22 protein-coding genes are annotated in these 20,271 nt (G+C 65.0%); 7 read left to right on the forward strand and 15 right to left on the reverse strand.

Annotated features, from left to right (window positions below; genetic code table 11):
• On the forward strand, positions 1-739 hold a 739-nt coding region (locus tag BUB53_RS20955; protein ID WP_143163302.1), incomplete at its 5' end, for a glutathionylspermidine synthase family protein.
• Between the two features lie 39 nt (positions 740-778).
• Positions 779-1,357 carry a DUF1190 domain-containing protein gene (locus BUB53_RS20960; RefSeq protein ID WP_073037887.1) on the forward strand — a complete coding sequence of 193 codons (579 nt, stop codon included), beginning with the start codon at positions 779-781 and terminating at the stop codon, positions 1,355-1,357.
• 14 nt (positions 1,358-1,371) lie between these two features.
• Here the strand turns inward: BUB53_RS20960 and BUB53_RS20965 are convergent, their stop codons facing one another.
• From BUB53_RS20965 to BUB53_RS20975, 3 genes are read right to left on the reverse strand one after another with little or no spacing between them, the layout of a single operon-like run.
• Positions 1,372-1,530 carry a peptidase M23 gene (locus tag BUB53_RS20965; protein WP_073037890.1) on the reverse strand — a complete coding sequence of 53 codons (159 nt, stop codon included), beginning with the start codon at positions 1,528-1,530 and terminating at the stop codon, positions 1,372-1,374.
• Between the two features lie 39 nt (positions 1,531-1,569).
• The gene (locus tag BUB53_RS20970; RefSeq protein WP_073037893.1) at positions 1,570-2,397 is read right to left on the reverse strand and encodes a 3-oxoadipate:acetyl-CoA acetyltransferase; all 828 of its coding nucleotides are present in this window, start codon (positions 2,395-2,397) and stop codon (positions 1,570-1,572) included.
• Positions 2,398-2,421: 24 nt separating this feature from the next.
• On the reverse strand, positions 2,422-3,285 hold the full coding sequence (locus BUB53_RS20975) for a 3-hydroxyacyl-CoA dehydrogenase NAD-binding domain-containing protein (RefSeq protein ID WP_073037895.1): 864 nt from the start codon (positions 3,283-3,285) through the stop codon (positions 2,422-2,424).
• Positions 3,286-3,372: 87 nt separating this feature from the next.
• Here BUB53_RS20975 and BUB53_RS20980 point away from each other — a divergent pair, with 87 nt between their 5' ends.
• The gene (locus tag BUB53_RS20980) at positions 3,373-4,098 is read left to right on the forward strand and encodes an SDR family NAD(P)-dependent oxidoreductase (RefSeq protein ID WP_073037898.1); all 726 of its coding nucleotides are present in this window, start codon (positions 3,373-3,375) and stop codon (positions 4,096-4,098) included.
• Here the strand turns inward: BUB53_RS20980 and BUB53_RS20985 are convergent, their stop codons facing one another.
• From BUB53_RS20985 to BUB53_RS21000, 4 genes are all read right to left on the reverse strand, one after another.
• Positions 4,099-5,007 (reverse strand): LysR family transcriptional regulator, encoded by a 909-nt coding sequence (locus tag BUB53_RS20985; protein WP_073037901.1) that lies wholly within the window; start codon positions 5,005-5,007, stop codon positions 4,099-4,101. It abuts the gene before it with no gap.
• Between the two features lie 71 nt (positions 5,008-5,078).
• Positions 5,079-6,260: a nickel pincer cofactor biosynthesis protein LarC gene (gene larC / locus BUB53_RS20990; protein ID WP_073037903.1), complete on the reverse strand. Its 1,182-nt coding sequence runs from the start codon at positions 6,258-6,260 to the stop codon at positions 5,079-5,081.
• Positions 6,260-7,573: a nickel pincer cofactor-dependent isomerase, group 22 gene (locus BUB53_RS20995; protein ID WP_073037904.1), complete on the reverse strand. Its 1,314-nt coding sequence runs from the start codon at positions 7,571-7,573 to the stop codon at positions 6,260-6,262. Before BUB53_RS20995 ends, larC begins: the two co-directional genes overlap by 1 nt.
• Positions 7,574-7,597: 24 nt before the next feature.
• The gene (locus tag BUB53_RS21000; protein WP_229709619.1) at positions 7,598-9,145 is read right to left on the reverse strand and encodes a UxaA family hydrolase; all 1,548 of its coding nucleotides are present in this window, start codon (positions 9,143-9,145) and stop codon (positions 7,598-7,600) included.
• 93 nt (positions 9,146-9,238) lie between these two features.
• Between BUB53_RS21000 and BUB53_RS21005 the strand changes: the two genes are divergently transcribed.
• The gene (locus BUB53_RS21005) at positions 9,239-10,015 is read left to right on the forward strand and encodes a GntR family transcriptional regulator (RefSeq protein ID WP_084729401.1); all 777 of its coding nucleotides are present in this window, start codon (positions 9,239-9,241) and stop codon (positions 10,013-10,015) included.
• Between the two features lies 1 nt (position 10,016).
• On the opposite strand, the gene BUB53_RS21010 is transcribed toward BUB53_RS21005, so the two are convergent.
• From BUB53_RS21010 to araD, 3 genes are read right to left on the reverse strand one after another with little or no spacing between them, the layout of a single operon-like run.
• Positions 10,017-10,727, reverse strand: a complete 711-nt coding sequence (locus tag BUB53_RS21010) for a ribonuclease activity regulator RraA (protein ID WP_073037905.1) — start codon at positions 10,725-10,727, stop codon at positions 10,017-10,019.
• Positions 10,724-11,635, reverse strand: a complete 912-nt coding sequence (locus BUB53_RS21015; protein WP_073037906.1) for a dihydrodipicolinate synthase family protein — start codon at positions 11,633-11,635, stop codon at positions 10,724-10,726. The genes BUB53_RS21010 and BUB53_RS21015 overlap by 4 nt, the downstream gene beginning before the upstream one ends.
• Before the next feature lie 12 nt (positions 11,636-11,647).
• The gene (araD, locus tag BUB53_RS21020) at positions 11,648-13,390 is read right to left on the reverse strand and encodes an L-arabinonate dehydratase (RefSeq protein WP_067267661.1); all 1,743 of its coding nucleotides are present in this window, start codon (positions 13,388-13,390) and stop codon (positions 11,648-11,650) included.
• A 117-nt stretch (positions 13,391-13,507) separates the two neighbouring features.
• Between araD and BUB53_RS21025 the strand changes: the two genes are divergently transcribed.
• The 3 genes from BUB53_RS21025 to BUB53_RS21035 are packed head-to-tail and all read left to right on the forward strand — an operon-like array spanning position 13,508 to position 16,811.
• Complete coding sequence (locus tag BUB53_RS21025; protein ID WP_073037907.1) at positions 13,508-14,308, forward strand: HpcH/HpaI aldolase family protein; 801 nt, start codon at positions 13,508-13,510, stop codon at positions 14,306-14,308.
• A 2-nt stretch (positions 14,309-14,310) separates the two neighbouring features.
• The gene (locus BUB53_RS21030) at positions 14,311-15,852 is read left to right on the forward strand and encodes an aldehyde dehydrogenase (NADP(+)) (RefSeq protein WP_073037909.1); all 1,542 of its coding nucleotides are present in this window, start codon (positions 14,311-14,313) and stop codon (positions 15,850-15,852) included.
• A complete protein-coding gene (locus tag BUB53_RS21035) occupies positions 15,849-16,811 on the forward strand; it encodes a 2-hydroxyacid dehydrogenase (RefSeq protein ID WP_073037911.1) in 963 nt (320 codons plus the stop codon). The genes BUB53_RS21030 and BUB53_RS21035 overlap by 4 nt, the downstream gene beginning before the upstream one ends.
• A gap of 39 nt (positions 16,812-16,850) precedes the next feature.
• Here the strand turns inward: BUB53_RS21035 and BUB53_RS21040 are convergent, their stop codons facing one another.
• From BUB53_RS21040 to BUB53_RS21060, 5 genes are read right to left on the reverse strand one after another with little or no spacing between them, the layout of a single operon-like run.
• The gene (locus tag BUB53_RS21040) at positions 16,851-17,165 is read right to left on the reverse strand and encodes an NIPSNAP family protein (protein ID WP_073037913.1); all 315 of its coding nucleotides are present in this window, start codon (positions 17,163-17,165) and stop codon (positions 16,851-16,853) included.
• A gap of 25 nt (positions 17,166-17,190) precedes the next feature.
• Positions 17,191-17,907: a FadR/GntR family transcriptional regulator gene (locus BUB53_RS21045; RefSeq protein WP_073037915.1), complete on the reverse strand. Its 717-nt coding sequence runs from the start codon at positions 17,905-17,907 to the stop codon at positions 17,191-17,193.
• Positions 17,908-17,910: 3 nt separating this feature from the next.
• A complete protein-coding gene (gene larB, locus BUB53_RS21050) occupies positions 17,911-18,612 on the reverse strand; it encodes a nickel pincer cofactor biosynthesis protein LarB (protein WP_200797834.1) in 702 nt (233 codons plus the stop codon).
• Entirely contained in the window at positions 18,599-19,384 is a 786-nt protein-coding gene (locus tag BUB53_RS21055) for an ATP-dependent sacrificial sulfur transferase LarE (RefSeq protein ID WP_073037917.1), read from the reverse strand. Before BUB53_RS21055 ends, larB begins: the two co-directional genes overlap by 14 nt.
• Positions 19,381-20,136, reverse strand: coding sequence for a FadR/GntR family transcriptional regulator (locus tag BUB53_RS21060; protein ID WP_073037919.1), 756 nt, complete (start codon positions 20,134-20,136; stop codon positions 19,381-19,383). The genes BUB53_RS21055 and BUB53_RS21060 overlap by 4 nt, the downstream gene beginning before the upstream one ends.
• Positions 20,137-20,271: the final 135 nt, after the last annotated feature.

The raw sequence follows: 20,271 nt of genomic DNA on the forward strand, positions 1-20,271 counted from the left end.
GAGGCTGTCGCAATCATTGAGGAAAGCCTCGCCGCAGCATAACTGCGCCCAAAAGAGGGGCCCACGCGGCCTGAACAAAACTTTGCAACAGAGCCCCCGCGAGGCGGGGCTGGGCGCGCATTACTGCGATCTCGACAAGATCGGGCTGAGCGACGATGGACATTTCCTTGATGATCAAGACCGCCGCATTGCCGTCCTGTTCAAACTCTACCCATGGGAAGACCTTCTGCGCGACGACTACGCCGCACATATCCAAGGCTCGGGCTGTCTGTTTCTGGAGCCTGCGTGGAAAGCGCTTTTGTCCAACAAGGGCCTCCTGCCCGTGCTGTGGCAGATGTTCGAAGGCCACCCCAATCTGCTGCCCGCGTTTTTCGAGGCTGATGTGGCCGATGCGCTCGCCGGGCGCGGCCCCGCCGCCCCCGCCTGCGCCGACGCTTTTGACCGTGCCGCGGCGGAACTGGCCGAGGCGCATGTGCGCAAGCCGATCCTTTCGCGCGAGGGGGCGTCGGTCACGATCCACCAATCTGGCAAGGTGATCGAACAGTCGCAAAACTCTGATTACGCCGAGCATCCGCGCATCGTGCAGGCCTATGCCCCGCTGCCCACCTTCGACGGCTTTCGCCCGGTGATCGGCTCGTGGATCGTGGGCGATACCTGCGCGGGCATCGGCATCCGCGAAGACCGATCGCGCATCACGCAGGATTTGTCACGCTTCAAACCGCACTACATTCTGGCATAGCCCACCGCTCCGCCGCCCCTTGGCAGAAAGACGACCATTATGACCAAACGCTCGAAACGGGTTTCCATCGCCATCGTCGGCGCCGCCGCCTTCACCCTTGCTGGCTGTGAGGAGGAAAAGGTCGATGCCGCCGCCTTCCCCGACCTGCAAAGCTGTCTTGCCGATGCCGAACGTGGCGGGATGTACAGCGAGCAGGACTGCGAGACCGCCTTTGACGCGGCCCAGACCCTCCATGTGGAATCCGCCCCGCGCTACGACAGCCTTGAGGTCTGCGAAGAGCAGCATGGCGAAGGCGCCTGCGGCTCGGAAGAGGCGGCGACCCAAGGCGGATCGGGTGGCATCTTCATGCCCCTGCTGGCGGGCTATCTGATCGGCAATATGATGAGCAACCGCGCCGGTATGGCGGCGGCGCAGCCGCTTTACAAAACCTCCGATGGGCGCTTCACCAATGCCGCGCGCTCCAGCACCTATTCGACAAATCGCGGCGCGGCCAAGCTCAGCACTTCGCAATTCACCCGCCCCAGCACCACCATCGGCAAAACCCCGATGACCCGTGCCACTGCGGCATCGCGCGGCGGCTTTGGCCGGGCGGGCGGATCGCGCGGCTTTGGTGGCTGATCGGCGCTGACGCCTTACTTGCGGCGCAGCACCGCCGCGGCAAGGATCACGATCGCCAGCGACAGCATCGCCACCGCCCAGAAGGGATCGTTGCCATGGGGATGCACATGCGCGCCCTCATGCGCCGCCAACGGTGCGGCAAAGGTGGCGAGGGCGAATGTCAGTTTCTTCATCTCAATCTCCTTGTTCTATCACGGTGGACCGGGCTGGACTCAGGCCAGCCCCAGAATCTCACGCGCCTGCTGCGCGGTGGCGACGGGGCGACCGGCCTCTGCGCAGATCTCGGCCGCGCGGGTCACGAGGGCGGCATTGGAGGGGGCGAGGGTCTGTTTGTCCAGCCGGATGTTGTCCTCCAGCCCCGTGCGCAGATGGCCCCCCGCGGCGGCGCACCATGCGTTCAACTCGGCCTGATGCCGCCCGATCCCGGCGGCGCACCACGGGATATCGCCGAAGAGCCGTTTGACGGTTTTGATATAGAAATCAAAAACCTCCCGATCCGCTGGCATGGCGTTTTTCACGCCCATGACAAATTGGATATAGGGCCGGGCCGGGATCTTGCCCGCCTCCGCCATCGCCTTGGCCTGTAGGATGTGGCTGAGGTCAAAGACTTCGATCTCGGGCAGCACGCTATAGGTCATCATCTCTTCCGCCAGCCAATCGACAAGCTCGGGCGGGTTCTCATAGACGCGGTTGGGAAAGTTGTTCGACCCCACCGAAAGCGAGGCCATGTCGGGCCGCAGCGGCAACATCCCGCCCCGGTTCTTGCCCGCGCCCGAACGTCCGCCGGTTGAGAATTGCACGATCATGCCGGGGCAGTGTTCACGCAGCCCCTCTTGCAGCCGCGCGAAACGGTCGGGGTCCGCCGTGGGGGTGCCATCGGCGGTGCGCACATGGGCATGGCAGATCGTCGCCCCGGCCTCGAACGCGGCATGGGTGCTTTCGATCTGTTCGCTAATGTCGATCGGCACCGCCGGGTTGTCGACCTTGGTCGGCAGCGATCCGGTGATGGCCACGCAGATGATGGCAGGAGTATCGGTCATGGGTGTCCTCGGCTTTCTGGAAAATCAATCGACGCTGTCGCGGGCAAGGGCGATGACACGGCGCAGCGCGGCTTCCGCCGCCGCGCCATCGCCCTCCTCAGGCCAGTCGTAGAACCCCTTGCCGCTGCGTTTGCCAAGATGCCCCCGCTCGACCAATGCGGTGAGGCTGGGCGAAGGGTCGTGCCGGTCGCAAAGGTCCGGGTAGAGGTATTCGGCGATGCTCAGATGGGTGCCCAGCCCGTTCAAATCGCGCTGGCGGAACGGGCCGGAAAGCGCCATGCGCACGCCGACGGACCATTGCACGATCTCGTCGATCTCCGCCGGGCTGGCGACCCCTTGATCCACCAAATGCAGACATTCGCGCATGATGGCATGTTGAATGCGATTGGCCACGAAACCGGGCGTCGCGTTATTCAGCCGCACGGGCCGCCGCTCCAACCCGCGCAGCAGGGTCATGACCTCGGCGCAAAGCCCTTCGGGCGCGTCTTCAGCTGCGACGACTTCGACGGCGGGGATCACATCGCCGGGGTTGAAGAAATGCGTGATCACGGCGCGTTCGGGCCGGGCCATATCCGCCGTCATCTCTTCCAACCGCAGGCCAGAGGTGTTGGACAAAATCGGTGCGCCCCCCGGCACGGCCCCTTCCAAAGCGGCGAGCACACGGCGTTTCAGCGCGAGGTCTTCCGGCACGCATTCCAGCGCGAGATCGGCCTGCCCTGCCCCCTCCAACGCGGCGCAGGCGGTCGACCCCGGCACCGCGGTCAAAAATGCCTCCCGCGCGGCCTCGGTTGGGTCGACCGCTTGGACCGTCCAGCCGTGCTGGCCAAAGAGCCTGCCGATGGATTGGCCCATCGTACCCGCCCCCACGATGATGATGCCTTTGGCCATGTGATCCCCCTCCCGGATATCAGTTGTTTACTTATCACCAGTGCGTAGTGATAAGTAAACAGCGAATAGGAAAAAGGATGCCGCCCCGTGACCCAAGACCCCTCTCCGCGCCATGCGCTCGTCACCGGCGGCGCGCGCAACATCGGCCTCGGCATCGCGCGCAGGCTGCGTGAAGATGGCTGGCGTGTCTTCGTGCAGGATATCGAAGAACCGGAAGACCCCGCGCTTCGGGCGGATGCGCAGCGGGTGGATCTGACGGACATCGCGGCGACCACGGCTGCCCTCCAACACATCCTCGCGCAGGGGCCGGTCACCTGTCTGGTCAATAACGTCGGCATTGTGAAACCTGCGTCTTTCGACGCTGTCGCCCTCGACGATTTCGACTCCATCATGCATCTGAACCTGCGCCCCAGCATTCTGGCCGCGAAACTGGTCGTCCCGGGGATGCGCACGGCGGGCGGCGGCCGGATTGTGATGAACACCAGCCGCGTGACCAAGGGCAAGATCGACCGCACGCTCTATTCCGCGAGCAAGGGCGCGATCCAGTCGATGGCGCGGACTTGGGCGCTGGAACTGGCGCGCGACAGGATCACCGTGAACTGTGTCGCCCCCGGCCCCATCGCCACCACCGCTTTCTGGGAGAACAACCCCGAAGACGCGCCGGAAACCCGCGCCATCGTCGATGCGGTGCCGATGGGCCGGATGGGAACACCTGAAGATGTGGCGCAGGCGGTGTCCTTCTTTGCCGATCCGCGCAGTGGCTTTATCACCGGGCAGACGGTCTTTGTCTGTGGTGGCACGGCGGTCGGGTAATCAGCCCTCGGGGGCGAGGGCCGCAAGCAACCTGCGCAGGACCGGATTGCGCGCATCGCGCAGATAGGCCAGCCCGATCCGGCTTTGCACCTTGGCGTCACGGATCGGCAGAAAGGACACGCCCGCATCCTTCATCCGCGCGGCGGAGGCGGGGACGAAAGCCACCCCGAGACCCGCCGAGACGAAATTCACGATGGCGGTGAACTGCGGTGCGCGATGGGCCACGCGGGGGGCAAAACCGGCATCGGCGCAGAGTTGATAGGCGCAGGCGGCAAAGCCCATGTCGGGGCCAAGGTGGCTGAAAATGAAACTCTCCTCGCGCAGCGCCGCCATGGCAACGGAAGGCACCTCGGCAAGGCGGTGATCGGGCGGCACGGCTAGCAGGATATCCTCGGTATGAACCGTGCGGGTGGCCAAATCCTCCGGCACGCCGGAAAGCGGCAGGCGCACAAAACCCGCGTCGAGCCTCCCCGCCACGATCTCGGCGATTTGCAGGTCCATGTCCAACTCGCGCAGGATCAGATCCACCTCTGCCGCGCCCGCGCGCAATTCGCGCAGGAGCCGCCCGAGGATCCCGGCGTAGGAGGCCGAGCCGACATAGGCCAATTCGATCCGCCCGCGCTGACCGCTGCGCGCCGCTTCGGCCAATGCCTCGACCCGCCGGGCCTGTTGCAGCAGGGCACGGGCCTCGGGCAGCAGCGACTTGCCGAAGTCCGTCAGCATCACCCTGCGGCGGTTGCGGTCAAAGAGAAGCTCACCGCCAAAGGCGGTTTCGAGATGTTTCAGCTGCTGCGTCAGCGCCGGTTGCGCCACGCCGAGCGCGGCTGCCGCTTGACCGAAATGCAGCGTTTCCGCGATGGCGACGAAGACCTCATACTGACGCAACGTGGCGGTGAGTGGCGTGTCCATGCGGCCCCCTGAACTGACGTCAGAGGGTTTTCACACGCGGGCCGGTGATAAGCAAGTTAGATCACCGGCCCCTACCCCTCCGCCGCGCGGGCGCGGCTGCGGCGGGCATGCAGGGTCTCGGCCTCAGCCAGATCGTCGCTTTCGACCTTCACCGTCTCATGCCCACCGGGGCGCCGTGCGCGCTTGCGCCGAAGCGGCCCGCTGTCATCGCTTTCCCGCGGGAGGATCAGCCGGTCGACAAGACTGCGGCGGAGGCCGAGGGTCGAGGTCAGATCGAAGACCCGCGCGGCGACCGCCTCAGCCTCTTGCGGCTGGACCAGCAACTCAAGCCGCGTGACGGGGCGGGATTTCTTGCCCTGCCCGCTGAGCATCATGAGATCGACCACGCCCTCCATGCAGCGCAACCGATCCACCGCCGCGCCCAGTTCTTCGCCCGTCATATCGTCGATATCGCAGGCGAATTGCACGAGACTGTCCTGCGCGATGCCCGCCGCGGCGGTGTCAAAGACGCTGACCCGCAGGATATTCGGCAGGCCTTTCACCACCCGCATCCCCGCGCCCGATCCGGTACAGCGCAGCCGCCCCGGTGGGCGGCTGGCGATGGGGCTGCCGCCGGTGAGATGGGCAAGGATCGCGGCCCCCGTGGGTGTCACCCGCTCGCCCGGCACGCCGTCGTCATGCCAGTCATAGCCTTGCAAGATCAACGCCGTGGCAGGCGCGGGCACCGGCAGTTTGCCATGCGCCGTCTCGACCAAGCCGCCGCCGAGGGGCAGTGGTGCTAGCGAGACGGTCGCCCCCGCCAGCGCGGCGCAGATGCTGCCCGCGGCGGTCACATCCATCAGCGCGTCCCAATCCGCGATCTCGTGGAAATGCACCCGGTCGATGGGGATGTCATGGACCTGCGCTTCGGCCTCGGCGATCCGGTGAAGGATGGCGCAGGCGGCCTCCGCCGTGCCCTCCGACAGCGCTGCGTTCTCTAGCAAGTTGCGCATGGCGCGATAGGTCGTCTCGGCCCCGTGCCGCCTGCCGGCGTCGGGTGCTGTCAGCACCAGCTCAAACCGGCGCGACGTGATGCCCGAGGCGACATGTTCGCTCAGTTCCGCATGGCCCACCTCAGCGGGGAGCACGGCGGCGACATCGGCCAAGGCGCGCTCGGCCAGATCGGGGAAGGCATGCAACATCGCGGCGATGAACATATCCCCCGCCGCCCCGCCAACGGGATCGAGGTGTAGGTGAAGCCCCTGCCCCCGCATCAATGCCCCTCCGGCCAAGGGTTGCGCAGCAAGCCGCCGTCGAACTGCATCTCTTGCAGATCGCCAATCACCTCAAGCCCCGGGCGGTCGCGCAGTTCCGGCAGCATCGCCTCGGAGGCATAGAGATACTCAAGCTTCAACGTGTTGGGGATGCGCAGCAGCCGGACCTTGGTGATATCCTCGGCCCCGCAGGTCTTGACCGCTGTCTGGATCGCGGTGCGGTCGCAGGGCATGACCATGGGGATTTTCGATTGTTTCAACACCTGCGATGTGATGGCATTGGCGTAAACCGCCTCTCGGTCGAAATCCTGCTCCAACCGCTGCGTGATCACATCCGCCCGCGCCGCGCCATTGCCGTTGCCATTGCTGCGCGGCGAAAGGCCAAGCGCCACCAGCCGTGAGATATGCAGATGCACCTGCATCTTCTCGCTCGAAAACCGATGGGTGATATTGGGGTCCATCCCGGTGCCTGAGAACTCCTTGCCGATCTCATCCACCACCAGTACGTCCAGATCGCCCGAGGCCGAAGGCGCGTCCAGCGGCCCCAGTGGCAGACGGGGCATGTTGCGCATCGCCTCTTGCAGATAGGGGGCTTCGGCCTCCAGCATCCCGTCGCTGTCAAGCGCCACGACCTGCGCCAGTCCGTCATAGGCATTCTCAATCGTGCCAATGCCGAAAAGCACCTTGCAACGTTCCAGCTTCATGCGCGCCATTTTGGCCACGAAGATGCCGACGTTATCGATCCCGCGCGAATGGCAGGTCTCGGCCCCCGATTGCTTGCCCAACCCGATCGAGAGCATTTTGGCCAGCCCGCTTTCGTTTGGCGCGCGGAAAGAGGTATGCGGCTTGATCCGGTTGAACAGGATGATCCCATCGGCGGCATTGGCATGGCGGTCCATCCGCACCGACATGCCGTTGTCGAGCACGCCGATCTCATCGGTTTCCATCGAAGAGCGGATTTCGCAACCGAGGCTCTCTTCGGTCACGCCCAGTTTCGCCAGCAGCGCGGTTTGCCCCTCTGCGGTGGCGCCGCCGTGGCTGCCCATGGCGGGCACGACAAAGGGATGCGCCCCGCGCGCGCGGACCTCGGCCACGATGGCGGCCAGCAGTTCCGGCAGGTTCGCCAGCCCGCGGCTGCCCGCGGTGATGGCGATGGACATGCCCGGCTTGATCTTGTCCGCGCAATCGGCCTGCATCGCCTCTGCCACGGCGGCGCGCGGGTCGTCGATCTGGGTTGCGGCAAAGGTCTGACGGCAAAGCGCCATGCGCGGCAGCGGCGTATCCTCGACCAGTTTCACATAGTTCGGTTTCATCTGCGCTGTCCCCTTCGACATCTGTTACCCCGTGACCCCAATCGGCCAAGGCGCGAATTCCTCTTCGCCCACGCCGAGCGCTTCGGATTTGCTTTGCTCGCCCGAGGCGATGGCGAGGATGCGCTCGAAAATCGTTTGCCCCAATTCCTCTAGGCTTTGGTCGCCGTCGATCACGGTGCCGCAGTTGATGTCCATATCGTCCTGCATCTTGGTGAACATCGGCGTGTTGGAGGCGAGTTTGATCGTCGGTGAGGGGTAAGAGCCAAAGCACGACCCGCGCCCGGTGGTGAAGCAGATCAGGTTCGCGCCCCCCGCGATCTGCCCGGTGGCCGAGACGGGATCGAAGCCGGGCGTATCCATGAAGACCAACCCCTTTTGCGTCACGGGTTCGGCATAGCGGTAGACTTCCATCAGCCCCGTGCTGCCGCTTTTCTTGGCCCCGCCGAGCGATTTTTCCAGCACATTTGCCAGCCCGCCTGCCTGATTGCCGGGGCTGACCACGCCGTTGATCTGCGTGTCGCGGCCCTTGGTATAGTCCAACCACCAATCCATGCGTTCGACCAGCTTGCGCCCCACCTCTTCACTGCGGGCGCGCCGGGTCAGGAGGTGTTCGACGCCGAAAATCTCGGGCGTTTCCGAAAGGATCGCCGTGCCGCCGTTGCGCACGAGGATATCCGCCGCCGCCCCCAGACCGGGGTTGGCCGAGAGCCCCGAAAGCCCGTCCGACCCGCCGCATTGCATCCCGATGGTGATATGTTCCGCCGAACAGGGCTCGCGACGGACGGCATTGGCCTGATCCAGCATTTCGCGCACCGCCTCTTTGCCTTCGGCAATCGCGCGGGCCGTGCCGCCGACATGTTGCATGGTGACGCAGCGCAGCATCTTGCCCTCGGCCAACCCCTCCTCTTCAAAGAACTGGGCGAGGTTGTTGCGCTCACAACCCAGCGACAGGACCACAGCCCCGGCCAGATTGGGGTGGCGGATATAGCCCGAGAGTGTGCGGCGCAGCAGGTCCATCGGCTCGCCGGTAAGCTCCATCCCGCAACCGGATTCGTGGATGAAGGGGATCACCCCGTCGACATTCTCCCATGCCTCCATCCGCTCTTCGTCGAAGTAATTGGCGATCTTGCGCGCCACGGTGGCCGAGCAGTTCACGGTGACGAAAAGCCCGATGTAGTTGCGCGTGCCCACCCGGCCATTCGCGCGGCGGATGCCCATGAACTGGGCGCGCTCTTGCGGTGGCAGCAGCTTGGTCGGGGTATAATCGCGGGCAAAGGCATAGTCTTTGTCGACCGCATCGAACTTGATGTTATGGCTGTGCAACCAGTCGCCTGCGGCGATCTCTTCTGCCGCATAGCCGATCACCGTGTCGAATTTTAGGATCGGCGCGCCGCGCTGGATCGGGCGGATCGCGATCTTGTGACCTTGGGGCGTATCATGGTTGGCACGCAGCCCGTCTTGCGGCAATACCGCGCCACGGGGAACCGCCGCGGTTGCCACGACCACGTTATCCGTCGGTGACAGCAGCATCACCTTTGCGCGTCTGTCCTCTTGCATGGTCTGGCTGTCCATCGGATGCTCCCCCTCCCTTGGGTGTCGAAAAAACCGCTTCGGTAAGATGTCATTAACTGATATATTAGATTTAACAGCTATGGAAGAGCCCGCATGACCGCATCGAAGAAACCCGCCGCGCAGAGCGCACAGACCCTTGCCAAAAGCATCCTCGGCGGTGGGGCCGACTTGGGTCTGTTTGAGGGCGGGCCGACGGGGCGCGGGGTTTACGCCACTCTGCGCGATCAGATCGTAAGGCTCGACCTGCCGCCCGGCACGCCGCTGTTGCGTGCCGAACTGGCCGAGACCCATGGCGTCAGCCTGACGCCGCTGCGCGATGCGCTGCAACAGCTGGCCAAAGAGGGGCTGGTCAAGATCTACCCGCAATCGCGCACGCTGGTCACACCGATCGATATGTCGGCAATCCGCGAGGCGCAGTTCATGCGCATCGCGCTTGAGACCGAAGTCGTGCGCCGTTTGGCCGATGAGATCGCGCCCGAAGCCCTCACCCGTCTGCGCAGCATCGTCGCCTTGCAAAGCAGCATCTCGGACCAGCCCGGCGATGTGCCGACCTTTCAAGAGCTGGACGAGGTGTTTCACCAGACCCTCTTCGTGGCGGCGGGTCATGTGCAGAGCCAGCGCATCATGCGCAGCCATGCGGGCCACTTGGAACGCCTGCGCCGCCTGCATTTGGACGACATTGATGAGGCGGGGCGAATTCTGAACAACAAGGACGTGATCGGCGGCCACAGCCGCATCCTCGACGGGATCGAAGCGGGCGATGCGCCTGCGGCGATGGAGGCACTGCGCCAGCACCTGCAACGCACCGTCGACCGGATGACCGAGAAACGGGCGGCTTTCCCGGAGTATTTCACCCCGGAAAAGCCCTAAGTCAGCGGTTGTTGGCCTTGCGCCACGCGGCGAACTTATCAAGGTTCTCTTGCTTAGTGCCGGGGTAGAGCCCGATGATCCCGGCGCCATCCTTGACCTGCTCCACCACGAAATCCTCATAGGCGGTCATCTCGACAGCCTCATCTGCCACCTCTTTGGCGATATCCGCGGGGATGATGATCACGCAGTCGTCGTCGCCCACCACGATATCTCCGGGAAAGACCGGGGCATCGCCGCAGCCCACGGGGCAGTTGATCTCGATCGCCTCATGCAGCGTCAGGTTTGTGGGGCTGGAGGGGCGCGCGTGATAGGCGGGGATTTCCAGCGCGCCGATGGTCGCCGCATCGCGCAAACCGCCATCAGTCACCACGCCCGCCGCGCCGCGCATCATCAGCCGGGTGATCAGGATGTCACCGGCGCTGGCGGCACGCGCATCTTTGCGGCTGTCCATCACCAGCACATGGCCCTCGGGGCAGGTCTCGATCGCGACGCGCTGCGGGTGTTCGGGATTGCGGAACTCGACCAGTTGGTTGCGGTCTTCGCGGGCGGGCATATAGCGCAGGGTAAAGGCGGGCCCGACCATGTTGCGCCCCTTGGCGGCCACCGGGCCGACCCCCTGCACCACCTGATTGCGCAGCCCGCGCTTGTACAGCGCCGTCGCCAATGTCGCGACCGAGACCGCTTGAAGTTTCTCGCGTAGTTCGGGGCTCATGCCGCCTCTCCCTTCAGTTGATTGTCTTTCACGAATTGATCCAACACCGCCTGCTGCTGTTCCGTCAGCGGCCATGCGGAAGGCGGGCGCGTGGGGCCGCAATCCTGTCCGATGGCCATGAGAGCCGCTTTGACGCCGGTGACATTGGTGCCGTTATGCTCTTCCGCGCGGATGTCCTCAAAGGCACGCATCCCGGCGATGAGGCGGTTCGCTTCGCCGTAGTCGCCTGCGTCGAGTGCCGCGTGGATGGCGACCGAGCGCTCGGGCCAGACGTTGATAAGGCCCGAGGTGAAGCCCCGCGCCCCCACGGCATAGAGCGGCGGCGCCCAGACCTCGGCCAAACCGCCGACCCAGACAATGTCTTTCGGCGCCGCTTCGATCGCGCGGGCAAGGTTCAACGGGTTCGGTGTGGCCCATTTGACGCCCTTCACCCCGTCGACCTCGCACAGCCGCGCGATGCCCTCGGGCCCCATCGCGTCATTGCGCAGGTACAGCATCACCGGCAGCCCGCCCGACGCATCCCGCACCGCGCGCACATAATCGACCGTACCGCGGGGGGAGACGAAAGGATCGGGCGGCTGATGGATCATCAGCGCATCCGCCCCCGCCTCGGCGCTTGCCTTGGCCAGCGCGCAGGCATCGCGAATGCCGCGCCCGACACCCGCAAGCAGCGGCGCGCGCCCATCGACCATCTGCGCCACCTCGCGCACCATGGTGCAGGCCTCATCATTGGTCAGCGCGTAATATTCGCCGGTATTGCCGTTCACCACCGGGATATGCACCCCGGCGGCAAGTGCGCGGTCGATGATCGGTGCCAGCTTGCGCGGCGCGATCTCTCCGCCCGCGTCATAGGGGGTCACGAGGATGCCCGAGATGCCGGTAAGCGCTTTCGATAGATCATGTGTCATTGCCAGCCCCTCTCAGAAGATATCCGGCTCGCCCGCCGCTTGGCCGAAGGCAGCGGTGAGGTAGTCGAAGTCGCAGCCCTGATCGGCCTGCCCCACATGGCGCTGGAACATATAGCCCCAGCCCCGCTCGAACCGTGGCTCGGGCGCTTTCCACGCGGCGCGGCGGGCGGCGAGTTCGTCCTCATCCACCAGCATGTCGAGGGTGCGGGCCTCAAGATCCATGCGCACGATGTCCCCCGTTTTCAGCAGCGCCAGCGGCCCGCCCACGAAAGACTCCGGCGCGACATGCAGGATGCAAGCGCCGTAAGAGGTGCCCGACATCCGCGCATCCGAGATCCGCAGCATGTCGCGGTGCCCCTGTTTCAGAAGCGCCTTGGGCATCGGCAGCATCCCCCATTCCGGCATCCCCGGCCCGCCCTGCGGCCCTGCGTTGCGCAGCACCAGCACATGGTCGGGCGTCACATCGAGGTTTTCGTCGTCGATGGCGGCCTTCATCTCAGGGTAGCTGTCAAAGACCAGCGCCGGGCCTTCGTGGTGGTGGAACTTTGGATCGCAGGCCGCCGGTTTGATCACCGCGCCATTGGGGCAAAGGTTGCCCTTGAGCACGGCAAGCGAGCCTTCTTTATAGACCGGGTTCGACAGGGGCCGGATCACGTCGTCATTGTAGACAGGCGCATTCGCAATCCCCTCCTCCAGCGGTTTGCCGGTGCAGGTGATGGCCGACCGGTCAAGCTTGTCGCCCAACTGGTCCATCAGCGCCCGCAGCCCGCCCGCGAAATAGAAATCCTCCATCAGATATTCGCTGCTACCCAAGGGCCGGATATTGGCGATCAGCGGCGTGATGCGGCCCAGAGCATCGAGATCGCTCAACTCCAGCGCCACCCCGGCCCGGCGCGCCATGGCCAAGAGATGCACCACCGCGTTGGTCGAACAGCCCGTCGCCATCGCCACCGTCGCCGCGTTTTGCACGGCGGCGGGGGTGATGATCTTGTCTGGCGTCAGGTCCTCCCAAACCATATCGACAATGCGCCGCCCGCAAGAGGCGCTCATCCGTTTGTGGCCCGCATCCGCAGCGGGGATCGAGGTGGCCCCCGGCAGGGTCAGCCCCATCGCCTCGGCAATCGCGGTCATGGTGGAGGCGGTGCCCATCGTCATGCAATGCCCGTAGGACCGCGCGATGCCGCCTTCGACGCCGACCCATTCCTCGGCCGAGATCGTGCCCGCGCGGCGTTCGTCCCAGAACTTCCACGCGTCCGAGCCAGAGCCAAGCGCCCGGCCCGCGTAATTGCCCCGCAGCATCGGCCCCGCGGGCAAGAAGATGAACGGCACCCCCGCGCTGATCGCGCCCATGGTCAGACCGGGCGTGGATTTGTCACAGCCGCCCATAAGCACCACACCATCGAGCGGGTGCGAGCGGATCGTCTCCTCGGTCTCCATCGCGATCATATTGCGGTAGAGCATCGAAGTCGGCTTGGTGAAACTCTCGTCGATCGAGATCGTCGGGATCTCAAGCCCCAGCCCCCCGGCCTGCGCGATTCCCTTCTTCACGTCCTCCGCGCGGTCGCGGAAATGAAGGTGGCAGGGGTTCATCTCGGACCAAGTGTTCAGGATGCCGATCACCGGGCGGCCCTCCCAATCCTCGGGGCCCAAACCCATCTGCATCATACGCGACCGATGGCCAAAGCTGCGCAGATCGTCGGGGGCGAACCAGCGCGCGCTGCGCAGCTGATCGGCGGTTTTCTTGGTCTCGGTCATGGATTCCTCGCCAGCTAAAACATCATCACAAAAAGGTTGGAAAACACATCTTGCTCCAACTGATATATTACCGTATCACCCCAATTGTCGATACCATTTGAGGGAGGAGCCGCGAAAATGTCGGCAAAACCACTGAAACAAACGCTTCGCCCCGGCAGTCGCCTGTCGGGCTTTTGGCTCTCTCTCTGTTCCCCCACGGTGACCGAGATCGCGGCGGGCAGCGGCATCGACTGGCTGCTGCTCGATATGGAACATGCGCCCAACGACCTGAGCCAAATCACTGACCATCTGCGCGCGGCAGGCAGTGCCAATCCCGATGCGCAGATGATCGTGCGGATGCCCTCTTCCGATCAGACGATGACCAAACGGCTGCTGGATATCGGCGTGCGCAGCTTGATGTTTCCGATGATCCAGACCGCCGAGGCCGCCCGGCAAGCCGTATCATGGACCCGCTACCCGCCCGAAGGGCTGCGCGGCATCTCGGCCACGATCCGCGCCAATGATTACGCGCGGCAAACCGATTACCTCAGCACCTATGCAGAGGCGCAATGCGTGATCGTGCAGGTCGAAACCCCCGAAGCAGTGGCCGAAATCCCCGCCATTGCCGCCGTGCCGGGGGTGGATGCGATCTTTATCGGGCCGGGAGATCTCTCCTCCGCGATGGGCCATACCGGCAACCCGATGCACCCCGATGTTCAAGAGAAGATCCGCGAGGCGGTCGCGGCGATCCATGCCGCCGGGCTGCCTGCGGGCATCCTCGGCTATGGTGCCGATCTTGCGCAACGGTACTTTGACGAGGGTATCGAATTCGTCGCCATCGCGGGCGACGCTTGGCTGCTCACGCGGCAGATGGATGCGCTGGTGCAGACCATGGCGCAGCCCTCCCCCACTTTGACACAGCAAACCCATAAGGATTGATCATGACCGCGGACAGCAAGAGATTTCACCCCCACGGCAAACATCTGATCGCCGGCGAATGGGTCGGCGGCGGAGAGACCTTCGCCAATTCCCCCGCCACCGGCGAAAGCGCCCAATTCCAAAGCGGCACCCCGGCCCATGTCGACCGGGCCTGCCAAGCGGCGGAGGAGGCTTTTTGGTCCTACGCCTATGCCAGCCGCGAGACCCGCGCCGCCTTCCTCGACACCATCGCGGATGAGATGGAGGCCCGGGCCGAGACCATTACCGAGATCGGCACCCGCGAATCCGGTCTGCCCGAAGCCCGTCTTCAGGGCGAGCGGGGGCGGACAACCGGGCAGCTGCGCCTCTTTGCCGATCACATCCGCAAAGGCGCGCATTTGGACCGGCGCGTTGACGGTGCCCTGCCCGAACGCCAGCCGATGCCGCGCCCCGATATCCGCATGATCCAGCGCCCCATCGGGCCGGTGGCGGTCTTTGGCGCGTCGAACTTCCCGCTGGCCTTCTCCACCGCGGGCGGCGACACCGCCGCGGCGCTGGCGGCGGGCTGCCCAGTCGTGGTCAAGGGGCACTCCGCCCACCCCGGCACGGGGGAGATCGTGGCCGAAGCGATCCACGCGGCGATCCAGAAATGCGACATCCACCCCGGCGTCTTCTCTCTGATCCACGCCAACAGCCGCGAGGTGGGCCAGACGCTGGTGCAGCACCCGTTGATCAAGGCCGTGGGCTTTACCGGATCGCTCGGTGGGGGGCGCGCGCTCTTTGATCTTTGCGCCCAACGCCCCGAGCCGATCCCCTTCTTTGGCGAGTTGGGGTCGGTGAACCCGATGTTCGTTTTGGCCGATGCCGCCCGCAATCGCGGCGCTGAGATCGGCGCGGGCTGGGCCGGGTCGCTGACCATGGGCGCGGGGCAGTTCTGCACCAACCCCGGCATCGCGGTCGTGGCCAAGGGCGCGGAGGGCGACGCCTTTGTCGCCGCCGCGAAAGAGGCGCTGGAGCAGGTCGGCCCGCAGGTCATGCTGACCGACGGCATCGCCCAAGCCTACCGCGACGGCAAGGAACGTTTCACCGGGCGTAATGCCGTCCGCGCGCTGGTCAGCAACGACAGCGAAGGCCGCGCCGCCCAGCCGAACCTGTTTGAAACCGACGCCGATACCTACCTACAAGACCACGCGCTTGGGGAAGAGGTTTTCGGCCCCTTGGGACTGGTGCTGCGGGTGTCCTCGGGCGATGAGATGCAAGAGCTTGCCAAAGGGTTCGAGGGTCAGTTGACCGCGACGCTCCAGATGGACGAAGGCGACACCGACGCCGCCAAGGCACTGATGCCGATCCTTGAACGGAAAGCGGGCCGGGTGCTGGTGAACGGCTTCCCCACCGGGGTCGAGGTTTGTGATGCCATGGTGCATGGCGGCCCCTACCCCGCGTCGACCAACTTTGGCGCGACTTCCGTTGGCACCATGGCGATCCGGCGCTTCCTGCGGCCCGTGTCCTACCAAAACCTGCCCGAGGCGCTATTGCCCGAAGACCTGCGCGGGGCTTCGGCATGAGCGGCGGGTTGATCGGCCCCGTCGCCGTGCTCGACGCGATGCCGCAGGACATGCAAGACAAGGTGCGCGGCTATGCCGAAGGGCTCGACCTGCGCTTTGCGGCCTCCTTCTCGGAAGAAGCCTTTGCCGAAGCGGTAAAGGGGGCGGCCTATATCGTCCCACGCGGGCGGGGGCTTCCAGCTGAGGTCTTGCGGGGGGCCGATAGCGTGCGCCTCGTGCATCAATGGGGCACCGGGTATGACAAAATCCCCTTGGATGTCGCGCGCGAGATGGGTGTGCCGGTCGCGCGGAGCCCCGGGGTCAACGCGCCCACCATCGCGGATCTGACCATCGGCATGATGATCGCCGCGCTGCGCCGCATCCCGCTGCATTACAACAACACCCGCGCGGGCAAATGGATCGTGCCCGAAATCGTCCCCGGGGCGCGGGATCTCAGCAGTCAGAAGGTCGGGCTGATCGGCTTTGGCGCCATCGGGCAGCTCGTCGCGAAACGGCTGACGGGCTTTGACTGTGAGGTGCTCTACTACCGCCGGTCGGGGCCAGCCGAAGGCACCAGCGCGCGCTATGCCGAACGCGATGAAATCCTTGAGACCTGCGATATCGTCAGCCTGCACATGCCGCTGACCTATGCGTCACACCACACCATCGGGGCGGATGAACTGGCGCGGATGAAATCGGATGCGCTTTTGGTGAACACCGGGCGCGGCGGGCTGATCGACGAGGCGGCCCTGATCGACACGTTGACCCACAAGCGCATCGCCGGGGCGGCACTGGATGTCTTTACCCAAGAACCGGTGGAGCCGGACAACCCGCTGCTACGTCTCGATAATGTCCTGCCGCTGCCGCATATCGGCGGCCATAGTGAGGACAACCTCAGGCGCATGGTCAGCCATTGGGCGGGCAACATCCGCGCCTTCCACGAAGGGCGCGGCATCGACGAGGCCTGCCTCGTGACCTGAAGGCTACCCCCGGCCTGACCACTCAGGCCGGGGCGCTGCTTACTTATCGAGCGGCACGGGCATCAGGATCTTATTGGTCTGGCTCACCAAATACCCCGCCTCGGCGCTTTTCTTGAGATAGGCCTGCCACTCAGGATCCGCCGCCATCTGCGCCCGACGGGCGGCACGGTCGGCGGCGTCCTTATAGGCCCAGATATGCACGAAGGAATTCACGTCCCCCGTCTCGACCTGCGCATAGATTACCGGCTCACCCAGGATGCGGCGCTGCGCCGGGAAGCCGAATTCGGCATAGAGCGCGAGGTGTTTCTTGATCGTGCCGGGGCGGCAGCAATAGGTGCGGTGGTCGTAGATCATGGAATGGTCTTTCTGCTTGCTTGGGTCATGCGATACCGGCGTGGTCGGTGATCCGGGCCCGCGCCTGCAAAAGGTGATAGGCCATCGACACGCCTGCGACTTCGCTGTCGCCCGCGCGGATCGCTTCGAGGATTTGCCGATGTTCGCTGATCACCACGTCGATCCGCGCCTGGGAGCCTTGGCGCGTCAGCTTTTGCGCCACGTCGATCCCCTGTTCGATCGAACCGCGGGCGCAATCCAGCATCTGGACGAAGATCTCATTGCCCGAAGCCGCCGCGATGGCGCGGTGGAATTGGTAATCGGCATCAAAGGACGGATCGCGCGCCTGCATCGATGCCTCCAGCGTCTGCAGGGCTGCCTCGATCCGGGCGATATCCTTGGGGCTGGCGCGCTGCGCGGCCATGCGGGCGGTGGCCTTTTCGATCGTGATCCGCGCCTCCATCGCGCGCATCAGCCCAGCGACGGAACCCGCCGTGGCATATTCGATCAGCTTTTCCGAAGGCCGCCGCCGCACGAAGGTGCCCACGCCGCGCCGCGCCTCGACCAGACCGTCCTCTTGCAGCTTGCGCAGCGCCTCACGCACCACGGGGCGCGACACGCCAAAGGCGGTGGCGATCTGGTTCTCCGACGGCAGCTTTTCCCCCTGCACCAGCTTGTTCGACACGATCTGCTCAAGGACCTGCCCGTAGAGCTGGTCGGCCAATGTCTGGCGTTTCTTGATCTTCAGTTTCGGTGCTGTCACCGGCTACCCTCCCGCCGCGGCGCGGCGCATCATATTGGCCAGTCGCAGCGCCGATGTTGCAGCTCCATAGCCGTTGTCGATGTTCACCACCGTCACCCCCGGTGCGCAGCTGGCGAGTATCGAATCGAGCGCGACCCTCCCGCCGCGGGCGACACCATAGCCCACCGAGGTCGGCACACCAATGACCACCCCCGGCACCAGCCCGGCCACGACCGAGGGCAGCGCCGCGTCCATCCCGGCAAAGACGATCACCACATCCATCTCGCGCAGCAACTCTTCCCGCGCGAGCAGACGCCACAGCCCGGCGACACCTACGTCCGAAACCTCGGTCGCCGCCATTCCGCCATAGGCCAGCGTGCGCCGCGCCTCGGCCATGGGGGCGTAATCAGAGGTGCCCGCACTGACGAGGGCGATGCGCGGGGTGCTGGCCAAGGGCCCGATCTCCCCCAAAATGGCGGTGCGCGAGGCGGTGCAGTAATCGACCCGTTGCGCCGCGTCGGCGGGCAGGGCGGCAAACTGCTCTGCCGTCAGCCGGGTCAGCAACAGCCGCCGTTCCTCTGCCGCCGCATCGCCAATGATGGCGGCGATCTGCGCCACGGATTTATGCTCACAAAGCACGGCCTCTTCGATGCCGATACGCCCCCCGCGGCCCCGATCAAAGGTCACGTCGGGATGCCCGTCGGGGCCGGTCTCATTGATGGACAAATGCACTTCCTCTTGAATAGGCCCGCAGATCGACCGCGCGCCCGTCATCCGTGGCCCGCCGAACCTGCGTCAATATCGCTGCACGTTTCTGGGCGGAGAGGTCTTCGTAAACAGACGGATCAAGCTCCACCACCCAGCCCCCACGCAGCAGACGGCAGCGCAGGGTGATATTGCCCAACTCTGCACGCAGCAGGGTCTCTACCCGGTCGATCACCGCCAGATCCGCCGGCTCCACCCGCAGACCGGTCTCGATCCGGCTGGCCAAACAGGGGGCGGCTGGCAGTTCCGCCAGATCCCCCAGCCCGAGCGCGCGGGCCAAGGTGCGCACATCCGACTTGGACATCTGCGCCTCGACGAAAGGGTGCAGCACGCCGTGCTCTGCCGCCGCTTGCAGGCCGGGGCGGTAGTCCGACAGATCATCGGTATTGGTGCCCGCCGCCACCAGCGGCCCCATCCGCGCCAAGGTGCCATAGAGGTTCGACTTGCAGAAATAACAGCGATTGACCGGGTTGGCGCGATAGGCGGGATCGGCAAACTCCCCCGCGTCGACCAGCTTCAGCGGCAGCCCCCATTCGGTGGCGAAATCCTTCACCCGCGCGGTCGCCGCGGCCGGAACGGCGGGTGAGACCGCATGGCAAAGCGTCACGCCCGCCGCGCCGCGCACCTTGGCCGCGGCAGCCGAGAGCGTCAGGCTGTCGATCCCCCCGCTGAGCGCGATGGTCAGTGAGGGGGGGCGCGCAAGGGCGGCGTGGAGGGCGGCAGGAACGGTCACTCCGCCAGCCCGTCCTCGGTCTTGAGCTGCGCCAAGAGCCGTCCGCTCGACATCTGGAGGTGGTCGCGCATCCGCTGGCGGGCGCGCTCTGCGTCACCCTCGGCGATAGAGGCGGCGATGTCGTAGTGCTCTTGTATCGCATCCCGGCTTTCGCCGCCGCGTTTCAGCGCTTGCAGCCGACCGGCCAGCATCGTCTCGCGCAGGCTGGCAACAAGATAGTTAAACAGGCTAAGGTAGTAGCTGTTCCCCGTCGCCTCGCAGACCGCGCGGTGAAAATCGAGGTCTGCAGTGACCCCTGCCGCCACTGCAGGGCCACCGATCTTGTTGCTTTGATCATAGGCGGCGGCGGCACGCTCAATCTCTGCGCGGGCCTCGGGTGTGGCGCGGGCGGCGGCGATGGCAGCGGCTTCGATCTCAAGCCCCATGCGCAGCTCTAGGATCTGTTCAAGCTTGCGCTGGCTTTCCATGTCACGTTCAGGGATAGCAAAGCCCTGACGGGGCCGGTCGCTGGCGACAAAGGCCCCCCGGCCCTGACGGCTCGACAACATGCCTTCGGCCTTAAGGCGCGACACAGCCTCGCGGATCACCGTGCGGCTCACGTCGAAATCGCTGGCCAATGTGGTTTCGGAGGGCAGCACATCGCCCACGTTCCACACACCGTTCACCACGTTGTGGCGCAGCACCTCCGTCACCTGATCGCTTAGCGTGGCACCATCGACGAGGGGCGCGGTCGCCTGAAGATTTGCAGCCATAATAACAACTTCCTTTCGCCGATTGGACCACCTGTATGACAAGCTGTCAATAATCAGAAGGTAGGGTCATTCCCAGCATTACAACCAGAATACAACATTACAAGTAAGATGAAATCCCCATAAATTTGTATTTTT

It is taken from the genome of Roseovarius pacificus, from assembly GCF_900142665.1.
Classification (GTDB): domain Bacteria; phylum Pseudomonadota; class Alphaproteobacteria; order Rhodobacterales; family Rhodobacteraceae; genus Roseovarius; species Roseovarius pacificus.

What these genes read in the sequence shown, in the direction of transcription:
- BUB53_RS20975 (WP_073037895.1), bottom strand. Translation starts at nt 3,285, where the DNA reads ATGGCCAAAGGCATCATCATCGTGGGGGCGGGTACGATGGGCCAATCC.
- araD (WP_067267661.1), bottom strand. Translation starts at nt 13,390, where the DNA reads ATGACCGAGACCAAGAAAACCGCCGATCAGCTGCGCAGCGCGCGCTGG.
- BUB53_RS21005 (WP_084729401.1), top strand. Translation starts at nt 9,239, where the DNA reads ATGACCGCATCGAAGAAACCCGCCGCGCAGAGCGCACAGACCCTTGCC.
- BUB53_RS21015 (WP_073037906.1), bottom strand. Translation starts at nt 11,635, where the DNA reads ATGACACATGATCTATCGAAAGCGCTTACCGGCATCTCGGGCATCCTC.
- BUB53_RS20985 (WP_073037901.1), bottom strand. Translation starts at nt 5,007, where the DNA reads ATGGACACGCCACTCACCGCCACGTTGCGTCAGTATGAGGTCTTCGTC.
- BUB53_RS21010 (WP_073037905.1), bottom strand. Translation starts at nt 10,727, where the DNA reads ATGAGCCCCGAACTACGCGAGAAACTTCAAGCGGTCTCGGTCGCGACA.
- BUB53_RS21025 (WP_073037907.1), top strand. Translation starts at nt 13,508, where the DNA reads ATGTCGGCAAAACCACTGAAACAAACGCTTCGCCCCGGCAGTCGCCTG.
- BUB53_RS20995 (WP_073037904.1), bottom strand. Translation starts at nt 7,573, where the DNA reads ATGAAACCGAACTATGTGAAACTGGTCGAGGATACGCCGCTGCCGCGC.
- BUB53_RS21030 (WP_073037909.1), top strand. Translation starts at nt 14,311, where the DNA reads ATGACCGCGGACAGCAAGAGATTTCACCCCCACGGCAAACATCTGATC.
- BUB53_RS21060 (WP_073037919.1), bottom strand. Translation starts at nt 20,136, where the DNA reads ATGGCTGCAAATCTTCAGGCGACCGCGCCCCTCGTCGATGGTGCCACG.
- BUB53_RS20965 (WP_073037890.1), bottom strand. Translation starts at nt 1,530, where the DNA reads ATGAAGAAACTGACATTCGCCCTCGCCACCTTTGCCGCACCGTTGGCG.
- BUB53_RS21000 (WP_229709619.1), bottom strand. Translation starts at nt 9,145, where the DNA reads ATGGACAGCCAGACCATGCAAGAGGACAGACGCGCAAAGGTGATGCTG.
- BUB53_RS20970 (WP_073037893.1), bottom strand. Translation starts at nt 2,397, where the DNA reads ATGACCGATACTCCTGCCATCATCTGCGTGGCCATCACCGGATCGCTG.
- BUB53_RS21040 (WP_073037913.1), bottom strand. Translation starts at nt 17,165, where the DNA reads ATGATCTACGACCACCGCACCTATTGCTGCCGCCCCGGCACGATCAAG.
- BUB53_RS21035 (WP_073037911.1), top strand. Translation starts at nt 15,849, where the DNA reads ATGAGCGGCGGGTTGATCGGCCCCGTCGCCGTGCTCGACGCGATGCCG.
- BUB53_RS20960 (WP_073037887.1), top strand. Translation starts at nt 779, where the DNA reads ATGACCAAACGCTCGAAACGGGTTTCCATCGCCATCGTCGGCGCCGCC.
- larC (WP_073037903.1), bottom strand. Translation starts at nt 6,260, where the DNA reads ATGCGGGGGCAGGGGCTTCACCTACACCTCGATCCCGTTGGCGGGGCG.